The sequence below is a fragment of the Bacillus sp. EKM208B genome, assembly GCF_011800725.1.
GTDB lineage: Bacteria > Bacillota > Bacilli > Bacillales > Bacillaceae > Bacillus > Bacillus velezensis.
This window is the reverse complement of sequence record NZ_JAANHO010000002.1, coordinates 34,618-51,339: the sequence shown is the minus strand read 5'-3', so window position 1 is coordinate 51,339 and position 16,722 is coordinate 34,618. Positions and strand designations below refer to the sequence as shown.

Annotated in this window: 15 protein-coding genes; 13 read left to right on the top strand and 2 right to left on the bottom strand. The window is 49.3% G+C overall.

The window, feature by feature from the left end:
- Positions 1-5: 5 nt before the first annotated feature.
- Genes G9F75_RS02915 through prpB form a run of 4 tightly spaced genes read left to right on the top strand, consistent with a single transcriptional unit; the run spans position 6 to position 4,637 of the window.
- The gene (locus tag G9F75_RS02915) at positions 6-1,139 is read left to right on the top strand and encodes an acyl-CoA dehydrogenase (RefSeq protein WP_014418343.1); all 1,134 of its coding nucleotides are present in this window, start codon (positions 6-8) and stop codon (positions 1,137-1,139) included.
- 23 nt (positions 1,140-1,162) lie between these two features.
- Positions 1,163-2,260 carry a citrate synthase gene (gene mmgD, locus G9F75_RS02910; RefSeq protein ID WP_007612474.1) on the top strand — a complete coding sequence of 366 codons (1,098 nt, stop codon included), beginning with the start codon at positions 1,163-1,165 and terminating at the stop codon, positions 2,258-2,260.
- 25 nt (positions 2,261-2,285) lie between these two features.
- On the top strand, positions 2,286-3,713 hold the full coding sequence (locus G9F75_RS02905) for a bifunctional 2-methylcitrate dehydratase/aconitate hydratase (RefSeq protein WP_167408919.1): 1,428 nt from the start codon (positions 2,286-2,288) through the stop codon (positions 3,711-3,713).
- An 18-nt stretch (positions 3,714-3,731) separates the two neighbouring features.
- Positions 3,732-4,637 (top strand): methylisocitrate lyase, encoded by a 906-nt coding sequence (gene prpB, locus G9F75_RS02900; protein WP_014418341.1) that lies wholly within the window; start codon positions 3,732-3,734, stop codon positions 4,635-4,637.
- Positions 4,638-4,665: 28 nt separating this feature from the next.
- Here prpB and G9F75_RS02895 read toward each other — a convergent pair whose 3' ends face one another.
- On the bottom strand, positions 4,666-4,908 hold the full coding sequence (locus G9F75_RS02895) for a DUF2627 domain-containing protein (RefSeq protein WP_014418340.1): 243 nt from the start codon (positions 4,906-4,908) through the stop codon (positions 4,666-4,668).
- A 153-nt stretch (positions 4,909-5,061) separates the two neighbouring features.
- Between G9F75_RS02895 and G9F75_RS02890 the strand changes: the two genes are divergently transcribed.
- From G9F75_RS02890 to G9F75_RS02855, 8 genes are all read left to right on the top strand, one after another.
- Positions 5,062-7,131, top strand: a complete 2,070-nt coding sequence (locus tag G9F75_RS02890) for a sigma-54 interaction domain-containing protein (protein WP_021494294.1) — start codon at positions 5,062-5,064, stop codon at positions 7,129-7,131.
- Positions 7,132-7,253: 122 nt separating this feature from the next.
- Positions 7,254-8,147, top strand: coding sequence for a phosphate butyryltransferase (gene yqiS, locus G9F75_RS02885; RefSeq protein ID WP_014418338.1), 894 nt, complete (start codon positions 7,254-7,256; stop codon positions 8,145-8,147).
- A gap of 13 nt (positions 8,148-8,160) precedes the next feature.
- Positions 8,161-9,255, top strand: coding sequence for a branched-chain amino acid dehydrogenase (gene bcd / locus G9F75_RS02880; protein WP_007612452.1), 1,095 nt, complete (start codon positions 8,161-8,163; stop codon positions 9,253-9,255).
- 17 nt (positions 9,256-9,272) lie between these two features.
- Positions 9,273-10,388: a butyrate kinase gene (gene buk, locus G9F75_RS02875; protein WP_095061001.1), complete on the top strand. Its 1,116-nt coding sequence runs from the start codon at positions 9,273-9,275 to the stop codon at positions 10,386-10,388.
- Positions 10,378-11,799 (top strand): dihydrolipoyl dehydrogenase, encoded by a 1,422-nt coding sequence (lpdA, locus tag G9F75_RS02870; RefSeq protein ID WP_095060999.1) that lies wholly within the window; start codon positions 10,378-10,380, stop codon positions 11,797-11,799. Before buk ends, lpdA begins: the two co-directional genes overlap by 11 nt.
- Positions 11,800-11,821: 22 nt before the next feature.
- A complete protein-coding gene (locus tag G9F75_RS02865) occupies positions 11,822-12,814 on the top strand; it encodes a thiamine pyrophosphate-dependent dehydrogenase E1 component subunit alpha (RefSeq protein WP_014418336.1) in 993 nt (330 codons plus the stop codon).
- Between the two features lie 12 nt (positions 12,815-12,826).
- Positions 12,827-13,810, top strand: coding sequence for a 3-methyl-2-oxobutanoate dehydrogenase subunit beta (gene bfmBAB, locus G9F75_RS02860; RefSeq protein WP_014418335.1), 984 nt, complete (start codon positions 12,827-12,829; stop codon positions 13,808-13,810).
- Between the two features lie 21 nt (positions 13,811-13,831).
- A complete protein-coding gene (locus G9F75_RS02855) occupies positions 13,832-15,094 on the top strand; it encodes a dihydrolipoamide acetyltransferase family protein (protein WP_072177501.1) in 1,263 nt (420 codons plus the stop codon).
- A gap of 42 nt (positions 15,095-15,136) precedes the next feature.
- Here G9F75_RS02855 and G9F75_RS02850 read toward each other — a convergent pair whose 3' ends face one another.
- Positions 15,137-16,033, bottom strand: coding sequence for a YegS/Rv2252/BmrU family lipid kinase (locus G9F75_RS02850; protein WP_022552989.1), 897 nt, complete (start codon positions 16,031-16,033; stop codon positions 15,137-15,139).
- 178 nt (positions 16,034-16,211) lie between these two features.
- On the opposite strand from G9F75_RS02850, the gene brxB reads away from it, so the two are divergent.
- On the top strand, positions 16,212-16,649 hold the full coding sequence (gene brxB, locus G9F75_RS02845; protein WP_003153223.1) for a bacilliredoxin BrxB: 438 nt from the start codon (positions 16,212-16,214) through the stop codon (positions 16,647-16,649).
- Positions 16,650-16,722: the final 73 nt, after the last annotated feature.

Sequence of the window (16,722 nt, the reverse complement as noted above, 5' to 3'; positions counted from 1 at the left end):
CAGCCATGCATTTTACAGAAGAGCACATCATGATGAGAAAAATGGTGCGTGATTTTGCCCGAAAGGAAATCGCGCCGGTGGTTGAGCTCATGGAATCAACAGATGAATTTCCGGAGCGGCTGATTAAAAAAATGGGCGAAGCGGGATTGATGGGCATTCCCGTCCCGGAAGCTTACGGCGGGGCGGGTGCTGATACAACATCTTACATTTTAGCGATTCATGAAATATCAAAAGTCAGCGCGGCCGTCGGCGTCATTTTGTCCGTCCACACATCGGTAGGGACAATCCCGATTTTGCATTTCGGAACAGAAGCCCAAAAACAAACGTATATTCCGAAGCTGGCAGCAGGCGAATATATTGGGGCATTTGCGCTTACTGAGCCTCAATCCGGATCTGATGCGGGAAGCCTGAAAACAACGGCCGTGCGAAAAGGCGGTTCATATATTCTGAACGGTTCAAAAATCTTTATTACAAACGGCGGAGCGGCAGATCTGTATCTGACATTCGCCATAACCGATCCGGGTAAGGGGAGAAAGGGGATTTCCGCGTTTATCGTTGAAAAAAACACACCCGGTTTTTCTGTCGGAAAAAAAGAAAAAAAGCTCGGATTGTTAGGTTCCAATACTGTCGAATTGCAGTTTGACCAAGCGGAAATTCCGATTGAAAACCGGCTCGGCGAAGAGGGCGAGGGCTTTTCAATCGCCATGAAAAACCTTGACGTCGGACGGATCGGCATAGCGGCTCAGGCGCTCGGGATTATCGAAGCGGCGCTCGGCTGCTCGGTGGAGTACGCCAAAACCCGCAGCCAGTTCGGCAGACCCATCGCTTCGAATCAGGCCGTTTCATTTAAATTATCTGACATGGCGACGAATGCGGAAGCTGCCAAATTATTGGTCTATCATGCTGCTGATCTGTATCAGCGAGGGCTTCCGTGCGGAAAAGAAGCATCTATGGCGAAGCAATTCGCGTCCGATGCGGCGATGAAAGCGGCGGTGGAGGCTGTGCAGATTCACGGCGGCTACGGCTATATGAAAGAATATCCCGCGGAGCGTTTATTTCGGGATGCGAAAGTCACGCAAATCTATGAAGGAACCAATGAGATTCAAAGGCTGATTATTTCTAAGTATCTTCTTCAATAAAAAGTGCGCAAAGGAGCGAAACCATGGAATCTTATTCTCCCGGTTTAGATGGCGTCATTGCGGTGGAAACGGGGATTTCTTTCCTGGATACACAGCAGGGCAGTATTTTAATCAAAGGCCACGATCTGATTGAGCTTTCTAAAACGGCCGGCTATATGGACATTGTTCATCTCTTATTGGAAGACAGACTTCCTGATGCGAAAGAGAAGGCGGCGCTTGAAGAAGACGTTCGGCGCGGCGGACATCTTCCCGAGGAAATCTTGCACATATGCCGTCTGCTGCCCGAACATACTCACCCGATGGACGGACTGAGGACGGGTTTGTCCGCCCTTGGAGGCTTTGACAAGGACATCGATGACCGTTCATCTTCCGTAAATCAGCACCGCGTACGCGGACTGATAGGCAAAATGCCGAATCTGACGGTCAACAGCTATCGAGTCATCAACGGGCTGGAGCCTTTGGCGCCGGTCGGAACCTTATCATACAGCGCAAACTTTTTATATATGATTACCGGAAAAACGCCGTCATCTTTGGAAGAAGAAATCTTCGACCGGTCGCTTCTTTTATACAGTGAGCATGAATTGCCGAACTCAACGTTTACGGCCCGTGTCATTGCTTCGACGCAATCGGATATTTACGGCGCGCTGACCGGAGCCGTCGCCTCGCTTAAAGGAAACCTTCACGGCGGCGCGAACGAAGCGGTTATGTACATGCTTGAAGAAGCGAAGGATACAGACGGGTTTACACAATTGTTAACTCAAAAACTCGCAAACAAAGAAAAAATCATGGGCTTCGGCCACCGTGTCTACATGAAAAAAATGGACCCGAGGGCGCTCATGATGAAAGAAGCGTTAAAAAAGCTGTCTGATCTTTCAGGTGATTTCCGTCTTTATAATATGTGTGAAGCCGGTGAAACCGTCATGAGGGAGAAAAAAGGCCTTTATCCGAATTTAGATTACTACGCAGCGCCGGTCTATTACATGCTTGGCATCCCGATCCCGCTGTACACGCCTATATTCTTCAGCGCACGGACGGTCGGACTGTGCGCCCACGTTATTGAACAGCACAGCCGAAACCGGCTTTTCCGCCCGCGTGTCCGCTATACCGGAGCGCGCCTGTAAACAGATGAGAAAGGAAGATGAAAACATGACAGAACCCCGCCGAATGGACGCTGTAATCGAAGAGATTTCTGACTACTTGCTCCATCAGGAGATTGACAGTTCAGAAGCATTCACTACGGCAGGACATGTGCTTCTTGATACGATAGGCTGCGGAATTTTGGCGCTCAGCTATCCCGAATGTACAAAGCTGCTCGGCCCGATTGTCCCGGGAACCTTCGTGCCCAACGGCAGCAGAGTCCCGGGCACGCCTTTTGTTTTAGACCCGGTCACGGCTGCTTTTAATATCGGCTGTATCAACAGGTGGCTCGATTATAATGATACGTGGCTTGCTGCGGAATGGGGTCATCCGTCTGACAATCTCGGAGGCATATTGGCTTGTGCGGATTATATATCCAGAGTGCGGATTTCAGAAGGGAAAGAACCGCTTACCGTGCGCGATGTGCTTTGCGCAATGATCAAAGCGCACGAAATTCAAGGAATTCTCGCTTTGGAAAACAGCTTAAACAGAGTGGGGCTTGACCATGTGCTGTTTGTGAAAGTGGCGACTGCGGCTGTTTGCGCACAAATGCTGGGCGGCTCAAGAGAGGAAATCAATAACGCCGTATCTCACGCTTGGATTGATAATTCAAGCCTCAGAACGTATCGTCATGCGCCGAACACCGGATCACGCAAATCATGGGCGGCCGGCGACGCGACGAGCAGAGGCGTATATTTGGCCCTTATGGCGCAAAAAGGTGAAATGGGGTACCCGACGGCCCTGACTGCATCTGGGTGGGGATTTCAAGACGTACTGTTTAACCGGCAGGAAATGAAGCTTGCCCGCCCGCTTGGGTCCTATGTGATGGAGAATGTTTTATTTAAAGTATCCTACCCGGCTGAATTTCACGCCCAGACAGCGGCGGAATGCGCGGTCCGGCTTCATCCGGAGGTGAAAGACCGCATTGAAGACATTGATAGGATCACGATTATGACCCATGAGTCGGCAATCCGGATTATCGATAAAAAAGGGCCGCTTCACAATCCGGCTGACCGGGATCACTGCCTCCAGTATATTACGGCAATCGGGCTGCTTTTCGGAGATATCACGGCGGATCATTATGAAGAGGAAACGGCGTCTGACCCGCGAATTGATACATTGCGGAGCAAAATGGAGGTGACGGAACACAAAGCGTACTCAAAAGATTACTTAGACCCGAATAAGCGATCCATATCAAATGCCGTACAGGTGCATTTTACAGACGGCACGGCTACGGGACGGATTGAATGTGAATACCCGCTCGGACACCGGTTCCGCAGAAAAGAAGCCGTTCCGAAGATTCTTGCCAAGTTTTCAGCAAACATCAGTACTCATTTTTCATTGAAGCAGCAGCGAAAAATCGAAGAGACCTGCGAACATAGCGGCCGAATGCAGAAGCTCAGCGTTAGTGAATTTATGGACTTATTTCTCGTATAAAATAGGAGGGTGACAAACATGACGTGGATCGTCAGCAAGCAGTCGTCTCAAGAGGAGCTTGCAGAGCGGTTCCGTACGCTGATGGCAGCGCCGGATCTATTGCAGATCCCCGGCGCTCACGATGCGATGGCCGCTCTTATCGCCAAGAAAACGGGGTTTTCGGCTCTTTATTTATCAGGCGCGGCTTACACGGCGAGCAGAGGGCTGCCCGATTTAGGGATCATCACGTCGGCGGAAATGGCTGAACGGGTTAAAGATCTGGTCCGCTCGTCTGATCTGCCCGTCCTTGTCGATATTGACACGGGTTTCGGAGGAGTGCTGAATGCCGCCCGGACGGCGAAAGAAATGTATGAAGCGCGCGCGGCCGCCGTCCAGATGGAGGATCAGCGCCTGCCGAAAAAATGCGGACATCTGAATGGGAAGCAGCTCGTGCCGATTGAAGAAATGGCGCAAAAAATCCAAGCGATCAAGCAGGCCGCGCCGACCCTTCTTGTTGTTGCGAGAACAGACGCCAGACAGCAGGAAGGGCTGGAGGGGGCATTAACAAGGGCGTCCGCTTATATAAAAGCGGGTGCTGACGCTGTTTTTCCGGAAGCGCTCCAATCCGAAAGTGAATTCAGAGCGTTTTCCAAACAAATCAGTGTGCCGATTCTCGCTAACATGACTGAATTCGGAAAAACGCCGTATTACAGTGCTGATGAATTTTCCGATATGGGCTGTCAGATGGTCATTTACCCGGTCACGTCACTCAGAACGGCGGCCAAGGCTTTTGAGCGTATTTTCCGCCTTCTGAAAGAAGAAGGCTCGCAAAAAGAGGGGCTTTCAGATATGCAGACGAGAAAAGAATTATATGAAACGATCGCTTACGATGACTATGAAGAACTGGATCAATCCATTGCCAAAACGATACTGCCGGACGACTGAAAAAGCCCTTTTTTTGCAAGGGCTTTTTTTACAGCTTTTTTTTCCTGAACCGCGGGCTGACTTGATTGCGTTTCCGATCTCTGTACAAAATAAACCCGGCCAGAACATAAAGGCCGAACAAAAAAAACGCCAAACCGGCCGCCCCCTGAAGAAAAAGGGACGGAAACGGGGAAAACACATGCCCGAATAATGCATCTCTCATCAGCTTAATGCCGAGCGCCGCGACAGCGCCGGGGAGGACCAGAATCAAAAGCGCAACAAGCCGGCTCATATTCAGAAAACCCCTTTACGATATGTTTTCCTTTATTGTCCAATCGAAAAAATATTTTGTCAAGAGATCAAAACGTGGTAACATAGGGGTTGTGCAAATTATTGCAACGGAAAATACAGGTGTGCAAATTTTTTCATATAAAGGGGTATCGGGATGCAGAAGGTGCTGATTATAGGTGCTGGTAAAGGAGGCACGGCGCTCCTACAGATTTTGATGAAAACAAAGCTGATCCGGATTATTGCGGTGGTTGATCAAGATCCGGAGGCGCAAGGGCTGCAAGAAGCCCGGAAATATGGAATTGCAACCTCATCAGATTGGAAACCTTACATAACCGAAGATATAGATATTATCATCCATACAACAGGCGATAAAGCGGTCATGGATGAGCTGCTCCATGAGAAAAAAGAACAAACCATCGTCATGCCGGGAAAATTGGCGTACATGGTGTTTCAGCTGATGGAGGAAAAACAGCAGCTTATCCAAATGCTCAAGTCGCAGACGTATAAGCATGACCGGATTTTTAATTCAACGCACGACGGCATGATTTTTATAGACGTCAACGAAACGATCATTTTATTTAATCAGATGGCAGAAAAAATGGTCGGCCAAAAACGGGAGGATGTCATCGGCCGCCAAATTAAAGACGTAGTGCCGAACACAAAGCTGCCGCGGATTCTGGAAACGAGAGAGCCGGAATATAACCAGAAGCAGCTTCTCGGAAAGCACTTGCAGATTGTCACGACAAGACTGCCGATCATTGATGAAGGCGGAAAACTTCTCGGCGCGTTATGCGTGTTTAAAGACATCACCGACGCAGTTGAACTGGCGGAAGAGGTTACGAACTTAAAACAAATCCGCACCATGCTTGAAGCGATTATTCAATCCTCAGACGAGGCCATTTCCGTCGTTGATGAAAACGGCATCGGAATGTTAATCAACAAAGCGTATACAAAAATGACCGGGCTGTCAGAAAGCGAAGTCATCGGAAAACCCGCTTCCACCGATATCTCAGAAGGGGAAAGCATGCACCTGAAAGTATTGGGGACAAGGCGGCCCGTGCGGGGTGTGAGGATGAAGGTCGGCCCCAATAAAAAGGATGTTATCGTAAATGTTGCCCCCGTTATTGTGGACGGTATTTTAAAAGGCAGCGTCGGCGTCATTCACGATGTGTCAGAAATTAAAACGCTGACTGCTGAGCTGAATCGGGCGCGCCAGATCATCCGCACGCTTGAAGCGAAATACACGTTTGACGACATTATCGGCACGAGTGAACAAATGCTGGTCGCCCTTGAACAGGCGAAGCTCGGGGCGAAAACGCCGGCGACGATTCTGCTGCGGGGAGAATCCGGCACAGGAAAAGAACTTTTCGCCCACGCCATCCATAATGAAAGCGACCGAAAATACAATAAATTCATCCGGGTCAATTGTGCGGCCCTGTCTGAATCCCTGCTAGAATCCGAGCTTTTCGGCTATGAGGAAGGCGCGTTTACGGGCGCGAGGCGCGGGGGCAAAAAAGGACTTTTTGAGGAAGCGAATAACGGCAGCATTTTCTTAGATGAAATCGGAGAGCTGACCCAAAGCACCCAGGCAAAGCTGCTCAGAGTTCTACAGGAAAAAGAAATTATCAGAGTCGGCGGCGCTAAAGCGATTTCTGTCAATGTCAGAATTATCGCAGCGACAAACGTCAACATCGAAAAGGCCATGGCCGAAGGCGCGTTCCGTGAAGACCTGTATTACCGGATTAACCGCTATCCGATCTCAATCCCGCCGCTTCGGCAGCGCAAAGAAGATATTGAAGCGCTGAGCATTCGGCTCATTGAAAAAATCAATCAGGATTACGGCCGCAATGTAAAGGGGCTCGCGCCGAACGCGCTGCGAGCTTTATCAGCCTACAGCTGGCCGGGAAACGTCCGGGAGCTTGAAAATGTTCTCGGACGGGCAATGATATTTTTAGAGCCGCACATGGAACGGATCGAACAGCAGCATCTGCCTGTTTTTGAATCAGAGCTGAATGAAAAAAACGGCACCCAAAGTGATTTTCCGGATGTGGAAGGGGAAAAGCTGTCTCAGGCTGTTGAAAAATTTGAAGCGCACGTCATTCAAAAAACACTTGAAAAGCATAAATTCAACCGAACCAAAACGGCAAAAGCGCTTGGTGTCAGCATTCGGAATCTGTACTACAAAATGGACAAGTACGGCCTTGCAAATGACGGCATGCAATAAATTGCAGAGAAAGCGCAAACAGCTGCATGTTTTCTTGAAAAAAGCCGGAATAAACCCTCCCGCATATTTGGCACGGAACTTGCATTGTTAAAAGCGGATTCGCACAAGGAAGGTGGTACAAAATGAAGCTGAGAGACCTAGTTGAAAAAGCCGCGGCAAAAAACGCAAAAACCATTGCAGTGGCCCACGCAGCAGATAAAGAAGTGATCCAGGCCGTCAAAATGGCGGCAGAACACTTGTCGGCACGATTTTTACTGACGGGTGACAGCGGAAAGCTGAAAGAGCTTCTGGCAAATGAGCCGAAGTTCAATGCTGAAATCATCCACGCCGATTCACCCGAAGAATCTGCGGCAAAAGCAGTGCGCGCAGTGCGTGAACAAGAGGCGGACATTTTAATGAAAGGGAATCTCCCGAGCTCAACTCTTCTGAAATCGGTTTTAAACCGCCATGAAGGGCTTCGTTCAAAAAGGGTGTTATCACATGTAGCCGTTTTTGAGGTGCCGGACTATGACCGGCTGATGTATGTGACTGATTCAGCGCTGAACATTGCCCCGTCTCTTGAAGAGCTCGGGCATATTCTGCAAAATGCGGTTCATGTCGCACATTCAGTAGGGAACCCTATGCCGAAAGCCGCAGTCCTTGCCGCTATTGAAACGGTTAATCCGAAAATGGAGGCGACGCTGAACGCGGCTGCGATCGTCCAGATGTGCAACAGAGGACAGATTACCGGCTGCATTGCGGACGGACCGCTTGCTTTGGATAATGCCGTATCCCAAGCGGCTGCGCTGCAAAAAGGGATTTCCGGAAGCGTAGCGGGCCAGGCGGATATTCTCTTGGTTCCTTCAATCGAGGCCGGAAATATGCTTTATAAGTCAATGATTTATTTTGCGAAAGCAAATGTTGCTGCCGTCATCGCCGGTGCAAAAGCGCCGATCGCATTAACGAGCAGAGCGGATACCGCAGAAAATAAACTGTATTCAATTGCGCTTGCGATTTGCGCATCACAAGAACAGTAGGAGGAACGAACCTATGGAAATTTTTAAATATATGGAGACTTATGATTACGAACAATTGGTATTCTGCCAAGATGAACAATCCGGATTAAAAGCGATCATCGCGATTCATGATACGACGCTCGGCCCTGCACTCGGCGGAACAAGAATGTGGACATATGACAGTGAAGAAGCGGCGATTGAAGATGCACTAAGACTCGCAAAAGGCATGACTTATAAAAATGCGGCTGCCGGTTTAAACTTAGGCGGCGGGAAAACCGTTATTATCGGAGACCCGCGCAAAGATAAAAATGAAGAAATGTTCCGCGCGTTCGGCCGGTACATCCAAGGCTTAAACGGAAGGTATATTACGGCGGAAGACGTCGGCACCACCGTGGAAGATATGGACATCATTCATGATGAAACAGACTATGTAACCGGAATTTCTCCGGCATTCGGTTCATCAGGAAATCCGTCCCCGGTTACGGCGTACGGCGTCTATAAAGGGATGAAAGCCGCAGCGAAAGCGGCGTTTGGCACTGATTCACTGGAAGGTAAAACAATTGCCGTGCAAGGCGTGGGAAATGTGGCTTACAATCTATGCCGCCACCTTCACGAAGAAGGCGCTTCTTTAATCGTAACGGATATCAATAAAGAATCTGTTAAACGTGCTGTTGAGGACTTCGGCGCCCGCGCAGTTGATCCCGACGACATTTACTCACAGGCGTGCGATATTTATGCCCCATGTGCTCTCGGCGCCGTCATTAACGATGACACGATTAAACAGCTGAAGGCGAAAGTCATTGCGGGAGCGGCCAATAACCAGCTGAAAGAAACACGTCACGGCGATACCATTCATGAAATGGGAATCGTGTACGCTCCGGATTATGTCATCAATGCAGGCGGCGTCATCAATGTAGCCGATGAGCTTTACGGCTACAATGCTGAGCGGGCTTTGAAGAAGGTTGAGGGCATCTATGCAAACATTGAGCGGGTGCTCGATATTTCCGCGCGTGACGGCATTCCGACATACTTAGCGGCTGACCGTTTGGCTGAGGAACGAATTGAGCGCATGCGCCGTTCAAGAAGCCAGTTTCTGCAAAACGGCCAAAGTATATTAAGCAGACGATAGGAATTTGATCTGGAGGTATGAAAATGTTCGAAAAGGAAAAACGCATTCTCATTCTGAATCCAGGCTCAACATCAACGAAAATCGGTGTCTTTCACAATGAACGCTGTATCTTTGAAAAGACGCTGCGGCATCCCGAAGAAGAGCTGAAAACATTTAACAGCATTATCGACCAATACGAATTTCGAAAAATAAGCGTTCTTGAGTCTTTGCACGAACAGGGCATCAACATTTCAAAGTTCGATGCCGTTTGTGCCAGAGGCGGCCTGCTCAGACCGATTGAGGGCGGCACATATGAAGTGAATGACGCCATGATCACTGATTTGAAAAACGGCTACAACGGCCAGCATGCTTCTAATCTGGGCGGAATTATTGCCAGGGAAATAGCTGACGGATTAAATATCCCCGCGTATATCGTCGATCCGGTCGTGGTGGATGAGATGACTCCGCTCGCTAAAGTATCAGGAATGCCTGAAATCAAGCGGAAAAGCATTTTCCATGCTTTGAACCAAAAAGCTGTTGCCCGTCAGGCGGCGGCGTCCCTCGGCAAACGGTATGAACAGATGAAGATGATCGTCACTCATATGGGCGGCGGCACCACAGTCGGTGTCCATGATTGCGGACGGGTGACGGATGTCAACAACGGGCTTCACGGAGAAGGACCCTTCAGCCCGGAGCGTGCGGGAACCGTTCCGGCGGGTGATTTGGTAGAGATGTGTTTTTCCGGCAAATATTCAAAAGCCGATATGATGAAAAAACTTGTCGGCACGGGCGGACTCTCCGGCTACCTGGGGACAACGGACGCGGTGAAGGTGGAAAAACGCATTCAGGCCGGAGATGAAAACGCGCGTCTCATTTATGACGCCATGGCTTATCAAGTAGCAAAAGAAATCGGGGCGGCAAGCGCCGTTTTAAAAGGAAAAGTAGACATTATCGTCCTGACGGGCGGATTGGCGTACGGGAAAAGTTTCGTATCCGCTATCAGATCGTACATAGATTGGATTTCGGATGTACTGGTGTACCCGGGAGAAAATGAACTGCAATCTCTCGCGCAAGGCGCGCTTCGGGTTTTAGCCGGTGAGGAGCAGTCAAAGCAATATCAGATCGGCGAAGGAGTGAAAACAAATGGCGACTGAGTATGATGTGGTCATTCTGGGCGGCGGCACGGGCGGTTATGTAGCCGCCATCAGAGCGGCCCAGCTCGGCTTAAAAACGGCCGTTGTAGAAAAAGAAAAGCTCGGCGGAACATGCCTGCATAAAGGATGTATTCCGAGTAAAGCGCTGTTAAGAAGCGCGGAAGTGTACCGAACCGCAAAGGAAGCGGCAGCATTCGGCATTGAAACGGAAGGTGTCTCCCTCCGCTTTGACAGCGTGCAAAAACGAAAGCAGGGAATCGTTGACCGGCTGGCCGGCGGTGTCGCCCACTTGATGAAAAAGGGGAAGATTGATGTATTCAACGGGTACGGACGTATGCTCGGCCCTTCCATCTTCTCACCTCTTCCCGGTACGGTTTCCGTCGAATACGCAAATGGTGAAGAAAACGACATGCTGATACCGAAACAATTGATTATCGCAACCGGTTCAAGGCCGAAAATGCTGCCGGGTTTAGAAGCAGACGGTACATATATTCTGACATCAGATGAAGCGTTAGAGCTTGAACGTCTGCCCCAATCCATGATGATCGTCGGCGGCGGTGTCATCGGAATTGAATGGGCATCCATGCTGAACGATTTCGGCGTCAATATCACTGTGATTGAATATGCGGACCGCATTTTGCCGACGGAAGACCGTGATATTTCAAGCGAGATGGAAAAACTGTTAACGAAAAAAGGAATTAAGATCGTGAAGGGTGCGAAAGTGCTTCCGGATACATTGGAAAAAGCGGACGGCGTTTCAATTGCCGCTGAAAAGAATGGAAAAAAAGAAACGTATCACGCGGAACAAATGCTTATTTCCATCGGCCGCCAGCCGAACATTGAAGGGATCGGCCTTGAAAACACGGACATTGAAGCGGAAAACGGTTCTATCATCGTGAACGAAGCCGGGCAGACGAAGGAATCGCACATTTATGCGATCGGTGATGTTGTCGGCGGGCTGCAGCTTGCGCATGTGGCCTCCCGTGAGGGCATCATTGCCGTTGAGCATATGGCGGGTCTTAATCCGGCTCCGCTTGATGCCGCTCTTGTGCCGAAATGTATTTATTCAAATCCGGAAGCGGCGAGCGTCGGTCTGACAGAAGAGGAAGCTCTTCGAAAAGGGCATGAACTGAAGATCGGGAAGTTTCCGTTCATGGCGATCGGAAAGGCTCTTGTATACGGAGAAAGCGACGGCTTTGTCAAAATCGTCGCCGATCGGAATACAGATGATATTCTCGGTGTTCATATGATCGGCCCGCACGTCACCGATATGATCTCTGAAGCGGGGCTTGCCAAGGTGCTCGACGCGACGCCTTGGGAAATTGGCCAGTCCATACATCCGCATCCGTCGCTGTCAGAAGCGATTGGAGAAGCTGCGTTAGCCGCAGACGGAAACGCGATTCATTTTTAAAAGGAAAGAAGGAGGGGTTTGAATGACTACAAACCGCCATCAAGCATTAGGGCTCTCTGACGAAGAAGCCGTTGAAATGTATAGAACCATGCTGTTAGCCAGAAAAATCGACGAAAGAATGTGGCTCTTAAACCGCTCGGGCAAAATTCCGTTCGTTGTTTCATGTCAAGGACAGGAAGCGGCACAAGTAGGCGCGGCCTATGCCTTAAACCGTGATACCGACTATGTGCTTCCTTACTACAGAGATATAGGGGTTGTGCTTGCATTCGGTATGACTGCAAAGGATTTGATGATGTCGGGTTTTGCGAAAGCGGCTGACCCGAACTCAGGCGGAAGGCAGATGCCGGGCCACTTCGGGCAAAAGGAAAACAGAATCGTAACGGGCTCATCCCCTGTTACGACGCAGGTTCCTCATGCAGTCGGAATCGCGCTTGCGGGACGCATGGATAAAAAGGATATCGTCTCTTTTGTTACCTTTGGAGAAGGATCTTCCAACCAGGGGGATTTTCACGAAGGGGCAAACTTTGCCGCCGTGTATAAACTGCCGGTCATTTTCATGTGTGAAAACAATAAGTATGCCATTTCTGTCCCGTATGACAAACAGGTGGCGTGCGAGAAAATATCCGACCGGGCGGCAGGCTACGGCATGCCGGGAGTCACTGTTGACGGAAACGACCTGCTGGAAGTTTACCGGGCCGTAAAAGAAGCGCGCGAACGGGCGTCTAAAGGCGAAGGCCCTACATTAATAGAAACGGTTTCCTACCGTTTGACGCCGCATTCCAGTGATGACGATGACAGCAGCTACAGAGAACGCGAAGAAGTAGAAGAAGCGAAGAAACAAGATCCGCTTCTTTTATACAAAGCATACTTGCAAGAAGCCGGGCTTCTAGGTGAAGAAGAAGAAAAGACCATGCTGGATGACATCATGGCTATCGTAAACGAAGCGACAGACGAAGCGGAGAAAGCGCCATACGCATCTCCTGAATCAACGCTTGATCACGTTTATGCGAAGTAGGGAGGAATACTTATGTCTGTAATGTCTTATATTGACAGTATTAATGCAGCAATGAAAGAAGAAATGGAAAGAGATCCGCGCGTTTTTGTTCTCGGGGAAGACGTCGGGAGAAAAGGCGGCGTGTTTAAAGCAACGGCGGGTCTCTATGAACAGTTCGGAGAAGAGCGGGTGATGGATACGCCGCTTGCTGAATCAGCGATTGCCGGTGTCGGGATCGGCGCCGCGATGTACGGCATGCGCCCGATTGCCGAGATGCAGTTTGCCGATTTCATTCTGCCTGCGGTCAACCAAATCATTTCAGAAGCGGCAAAAATACGCTACCGTTCAAACAATGATTGGAGCTGTCCGATGGTCATCAGAGCGCCTTACGGCGGCGGCGTGCACGGCGCGTTGTATCATTCCCAATCTGTGGAGGCCATTTTTGCCAACCAGCCGGGCCTTAAAATTGTCATGCCTTCAACTCCTTATGACGCAAAAGGGCTGTTGAAAGCTGCAGTCCGTGACGAAGATCCGGTGCTGTTTTTCGAACATAAGAGGGCGTACCGCCTGATTAAAGGCGAAGTCCCTGCGGATGATTACGTCCTTCCGATCGGAAAGGCGGATGTAAAACGCGAAGGCAGCGACATTACTGTCATTACGTACGGATTATGCGTCCATTTTGCTCTGCAGGCTGCCGAGCGTCTTGAAAAAGACGGAATTTCCACGCACGTATTAGACTTGCGTACGGTTTATCCGTTAGATAAAGAAGCCATCATTGAAGCTGCTTCTAAAACGGGAAAAGTATTGCTGATCACGGAAGATACGAAAGAAGGCGGTATTATGAGCGAGGTCGCCGCCATTATTTCAGAAAACTGCTTATTTGATTTAGACGCGCCGATCAAGCGGCTTGCAGGTCCTGACGTTCCGGCAATGCCTTATGCGCCGACAATGGAAAAATACTTCATGATGAATCCTGACAAAGCAGAAGCCGCGATGAGAGAATTAGCGGAGTTTTAAAGACGTAAGGAGGTTTTTGACATGGCGATTGAACAAATGGCTATGCCTCAGCTCGGAGAGAGCGTGACGGAAGGGACGATCAGCAAGTGGCTGGTATCCCCCGGTGATCAAGTGAATAAATATGACCCCATCGCGGAGGTCATGACGGATAAAGTGAATGCGGAGGTGCCGTCTTCTTTTACCGGTACGATTACAGAACTTGTAGGAGAAGAAGGCCAGACTCTTGCAGTCGGCGAGATTATCTGCAAAATTGAAACAGAAGAAACGGAAACCGAAGAGGCGCCGAAGCGGGAAGAAGAGCAGAATACCCCTTCAGACACCGGTGCAAACCGTCAAGGTAAAGATCAGTCAAATAAAGCGCGTTATTCGCCGGCCGTGCTCAGATTAGCGGGAGAACACGGCATTCAGCTTGAAGAAGTTGAAGGAACGGGTGCAGGCGGAAGAATTACGCGAAAAGACATTCATAAGATCATTGATTCGGGAATGAAGCAGAAATCGGAAGCACCGGCGCCGGCTGCTGTTCAAACAACGCAACAAGCGCCGAAACAACAGCAAAAACAAGCACCGGCACCCGCTCTGTCAGCCGGTGATATTGAAATTCCGGTTACAGGCGTCAGAAAAGCCATCGCCGCCAATATGCATAAAAGCAAAACAGAAATTCCGCATGCCTGGACGATGATGGAAGTCGACGTCACGAACATGACGGCGTACAGAAACAGCATTAAAGACTCATTTAAACAAAAAGAAGGCTTCAATTTAACGTTTTTCGCTTTCTTTGTAAAAGCGGCGGCGCAGGCTCTCAAAGAGTTCCCGCAGATGAACAGCATGTGGGCGGGAGACAAAATCGTCCAAAAGAAAGACATCAACATCTCCATTGCCGTTGCCACGGAAGATTCGCTGTTTGTTCCGGTTATTAAGCATGCTGATGAAAAAACGATTAAAGGCATAGCCAGAGAAATAACGGACCTTGCGAAAAAAGTGAGAAACGGAAAACTTACCGCGGAAGATATGCAGGGCGGCACATTTACCGTCAATAACACGGGATCTTTCGGCTCAGTTCAATCTATGGGCATTATCAACCATCCGCAGGCGGCGATTCTTCAGGTAGAATCTATCGTCAAACGACCGGTTGTCATGAATAACGGGATGATCGCCGTTCGTGATATGGTTAATCTTTGCCTGTCTTTAGATCACAGAGTGCTCGACGGGCTCGTGTGCGGCCGATTCCTCGGACGCGTCAAAGAGATCTTAGAAAACATTGATGAACATACGTCAGTATATTAAAAAAACTCCTTTTGCCCGGGCGGCAAAAGGAGTTTTTTATTTTCATTGTGAATCCTCGGGAACAAGCATAGTGAGATGATGTTTTTTCACTTCGATCGTACAAGGTGTTGTTCCGTATACCTCGCCATCTGTATCCGCGTCCATCTCACGTCCGGTTTCGATTTCAATCCTGGAGGCCTGAATATAGGACAGCTCCCCTTTGAAATCATCAAATGAACCCTGCTCCATCGTCATCAGCTCCCGCAACGCGGCAAGGCTTGTGTTGCGGCAGATTAACACATCGGCTAAGCCGTCCCGGAGGCTGGCATCAGGCAGGGGAACTCTGTTTGTCCCGATATAATGCCCGTTCATGACAAGCACCATTACGGCTTCGTCTTCTTTCACCTCGCCGTCAATCGTCAATTTGACAGGAAACGGGTTCGCGCTTGTCATCGTCCGCAAGGCGCTCGTGAAGTAGCTGATTTTACCAAGCCATGCTTTTTCAGTTTCATTGATATGGCTTGATGCTTCGGTGATCAATCCGATGCCCCAGAAGTTCAGAAAATAGCCGTCATCCGTTTTACAGACGTCAATCATCTGTTTATGTCCGGCCGCGAGCGCTTCAGCGGCCTTTTGAAGGTTTTGCGGGATGCCGAGCGCCCGGGAGAAATCGTTGCACGTTCCTCCCGGCAAAATGCCGACAGCGGGTCTGTGATCAAGCTTGCTGATGCTGTTGATGCATTGATGCACAGTGCCGTCCCCGCCTAAAATATATAAATGGTCAACTGAACTGTCGAGATTTTCACAATACTGACGGGCATCATCCTGATGTTTGGTCGGTTTAATCAAAAGTTCGTCAGCTGACTGGGCCAAAATGGGGACGACCGTGCCGAGCGTTTTATCAATCTGTTTTTGTCCGGCGTTTCCGTTATAAATTAATACTGCTTTCCGTTGGCTCATACGACTGCTCCTTTATTTCAGACAATCTCCTTAACAAGTTTCCCGTTTTTAAAAGGTCATAAACTTACATAGGGAACATAAAAGGGTCAAAAAACAATTGGTTATGAGCGGTGTCATTTGCCGATAGGGAGGTTCCTTGCTATCATAAGAAGAGATGATCAAAAAGGAGAGGTCCCAGTTGAATATGGATTTTAATTTATTTATGAATGATGTCGTGCGTCAAGCCCGCCAGGAAATCACGGCTGCCGGGTATACAGAGCTGAAAACCGCTGAGGAAGTGGACGAAGCGCTTTCGAAAAAAGGAACGACACTCGTTATGGTCAACTCTGTGTGCGGATGCGCAGGCGGTATTGCACGGCCTGCCGCGTACCATTCCGTACATTACGATAAACGACCGGATCAGCTTGTGACGGTATTTGCCGGACAGGATAAAGAAGCGACAGCCAAAGCGAGAGAATACTTTGAAGGCTATCCGCCGTCCTCTCCGTCATTTGCCATTTTAAAAGACGGGAAAATCATGAAAATGGTGGAACGCCATGAAATTGAAGGCCATGAGCCGATGGCCGTCGTCACAAAACTGCAGGAAGCATTTGAAGAATATTGTGAAGAAGTATAAGTGAAAGAAAAACCCCGGAGCCAAGCGCTTGCGGGGGTTTTTTATATGGAATCTGTATAAATATAAATATTTA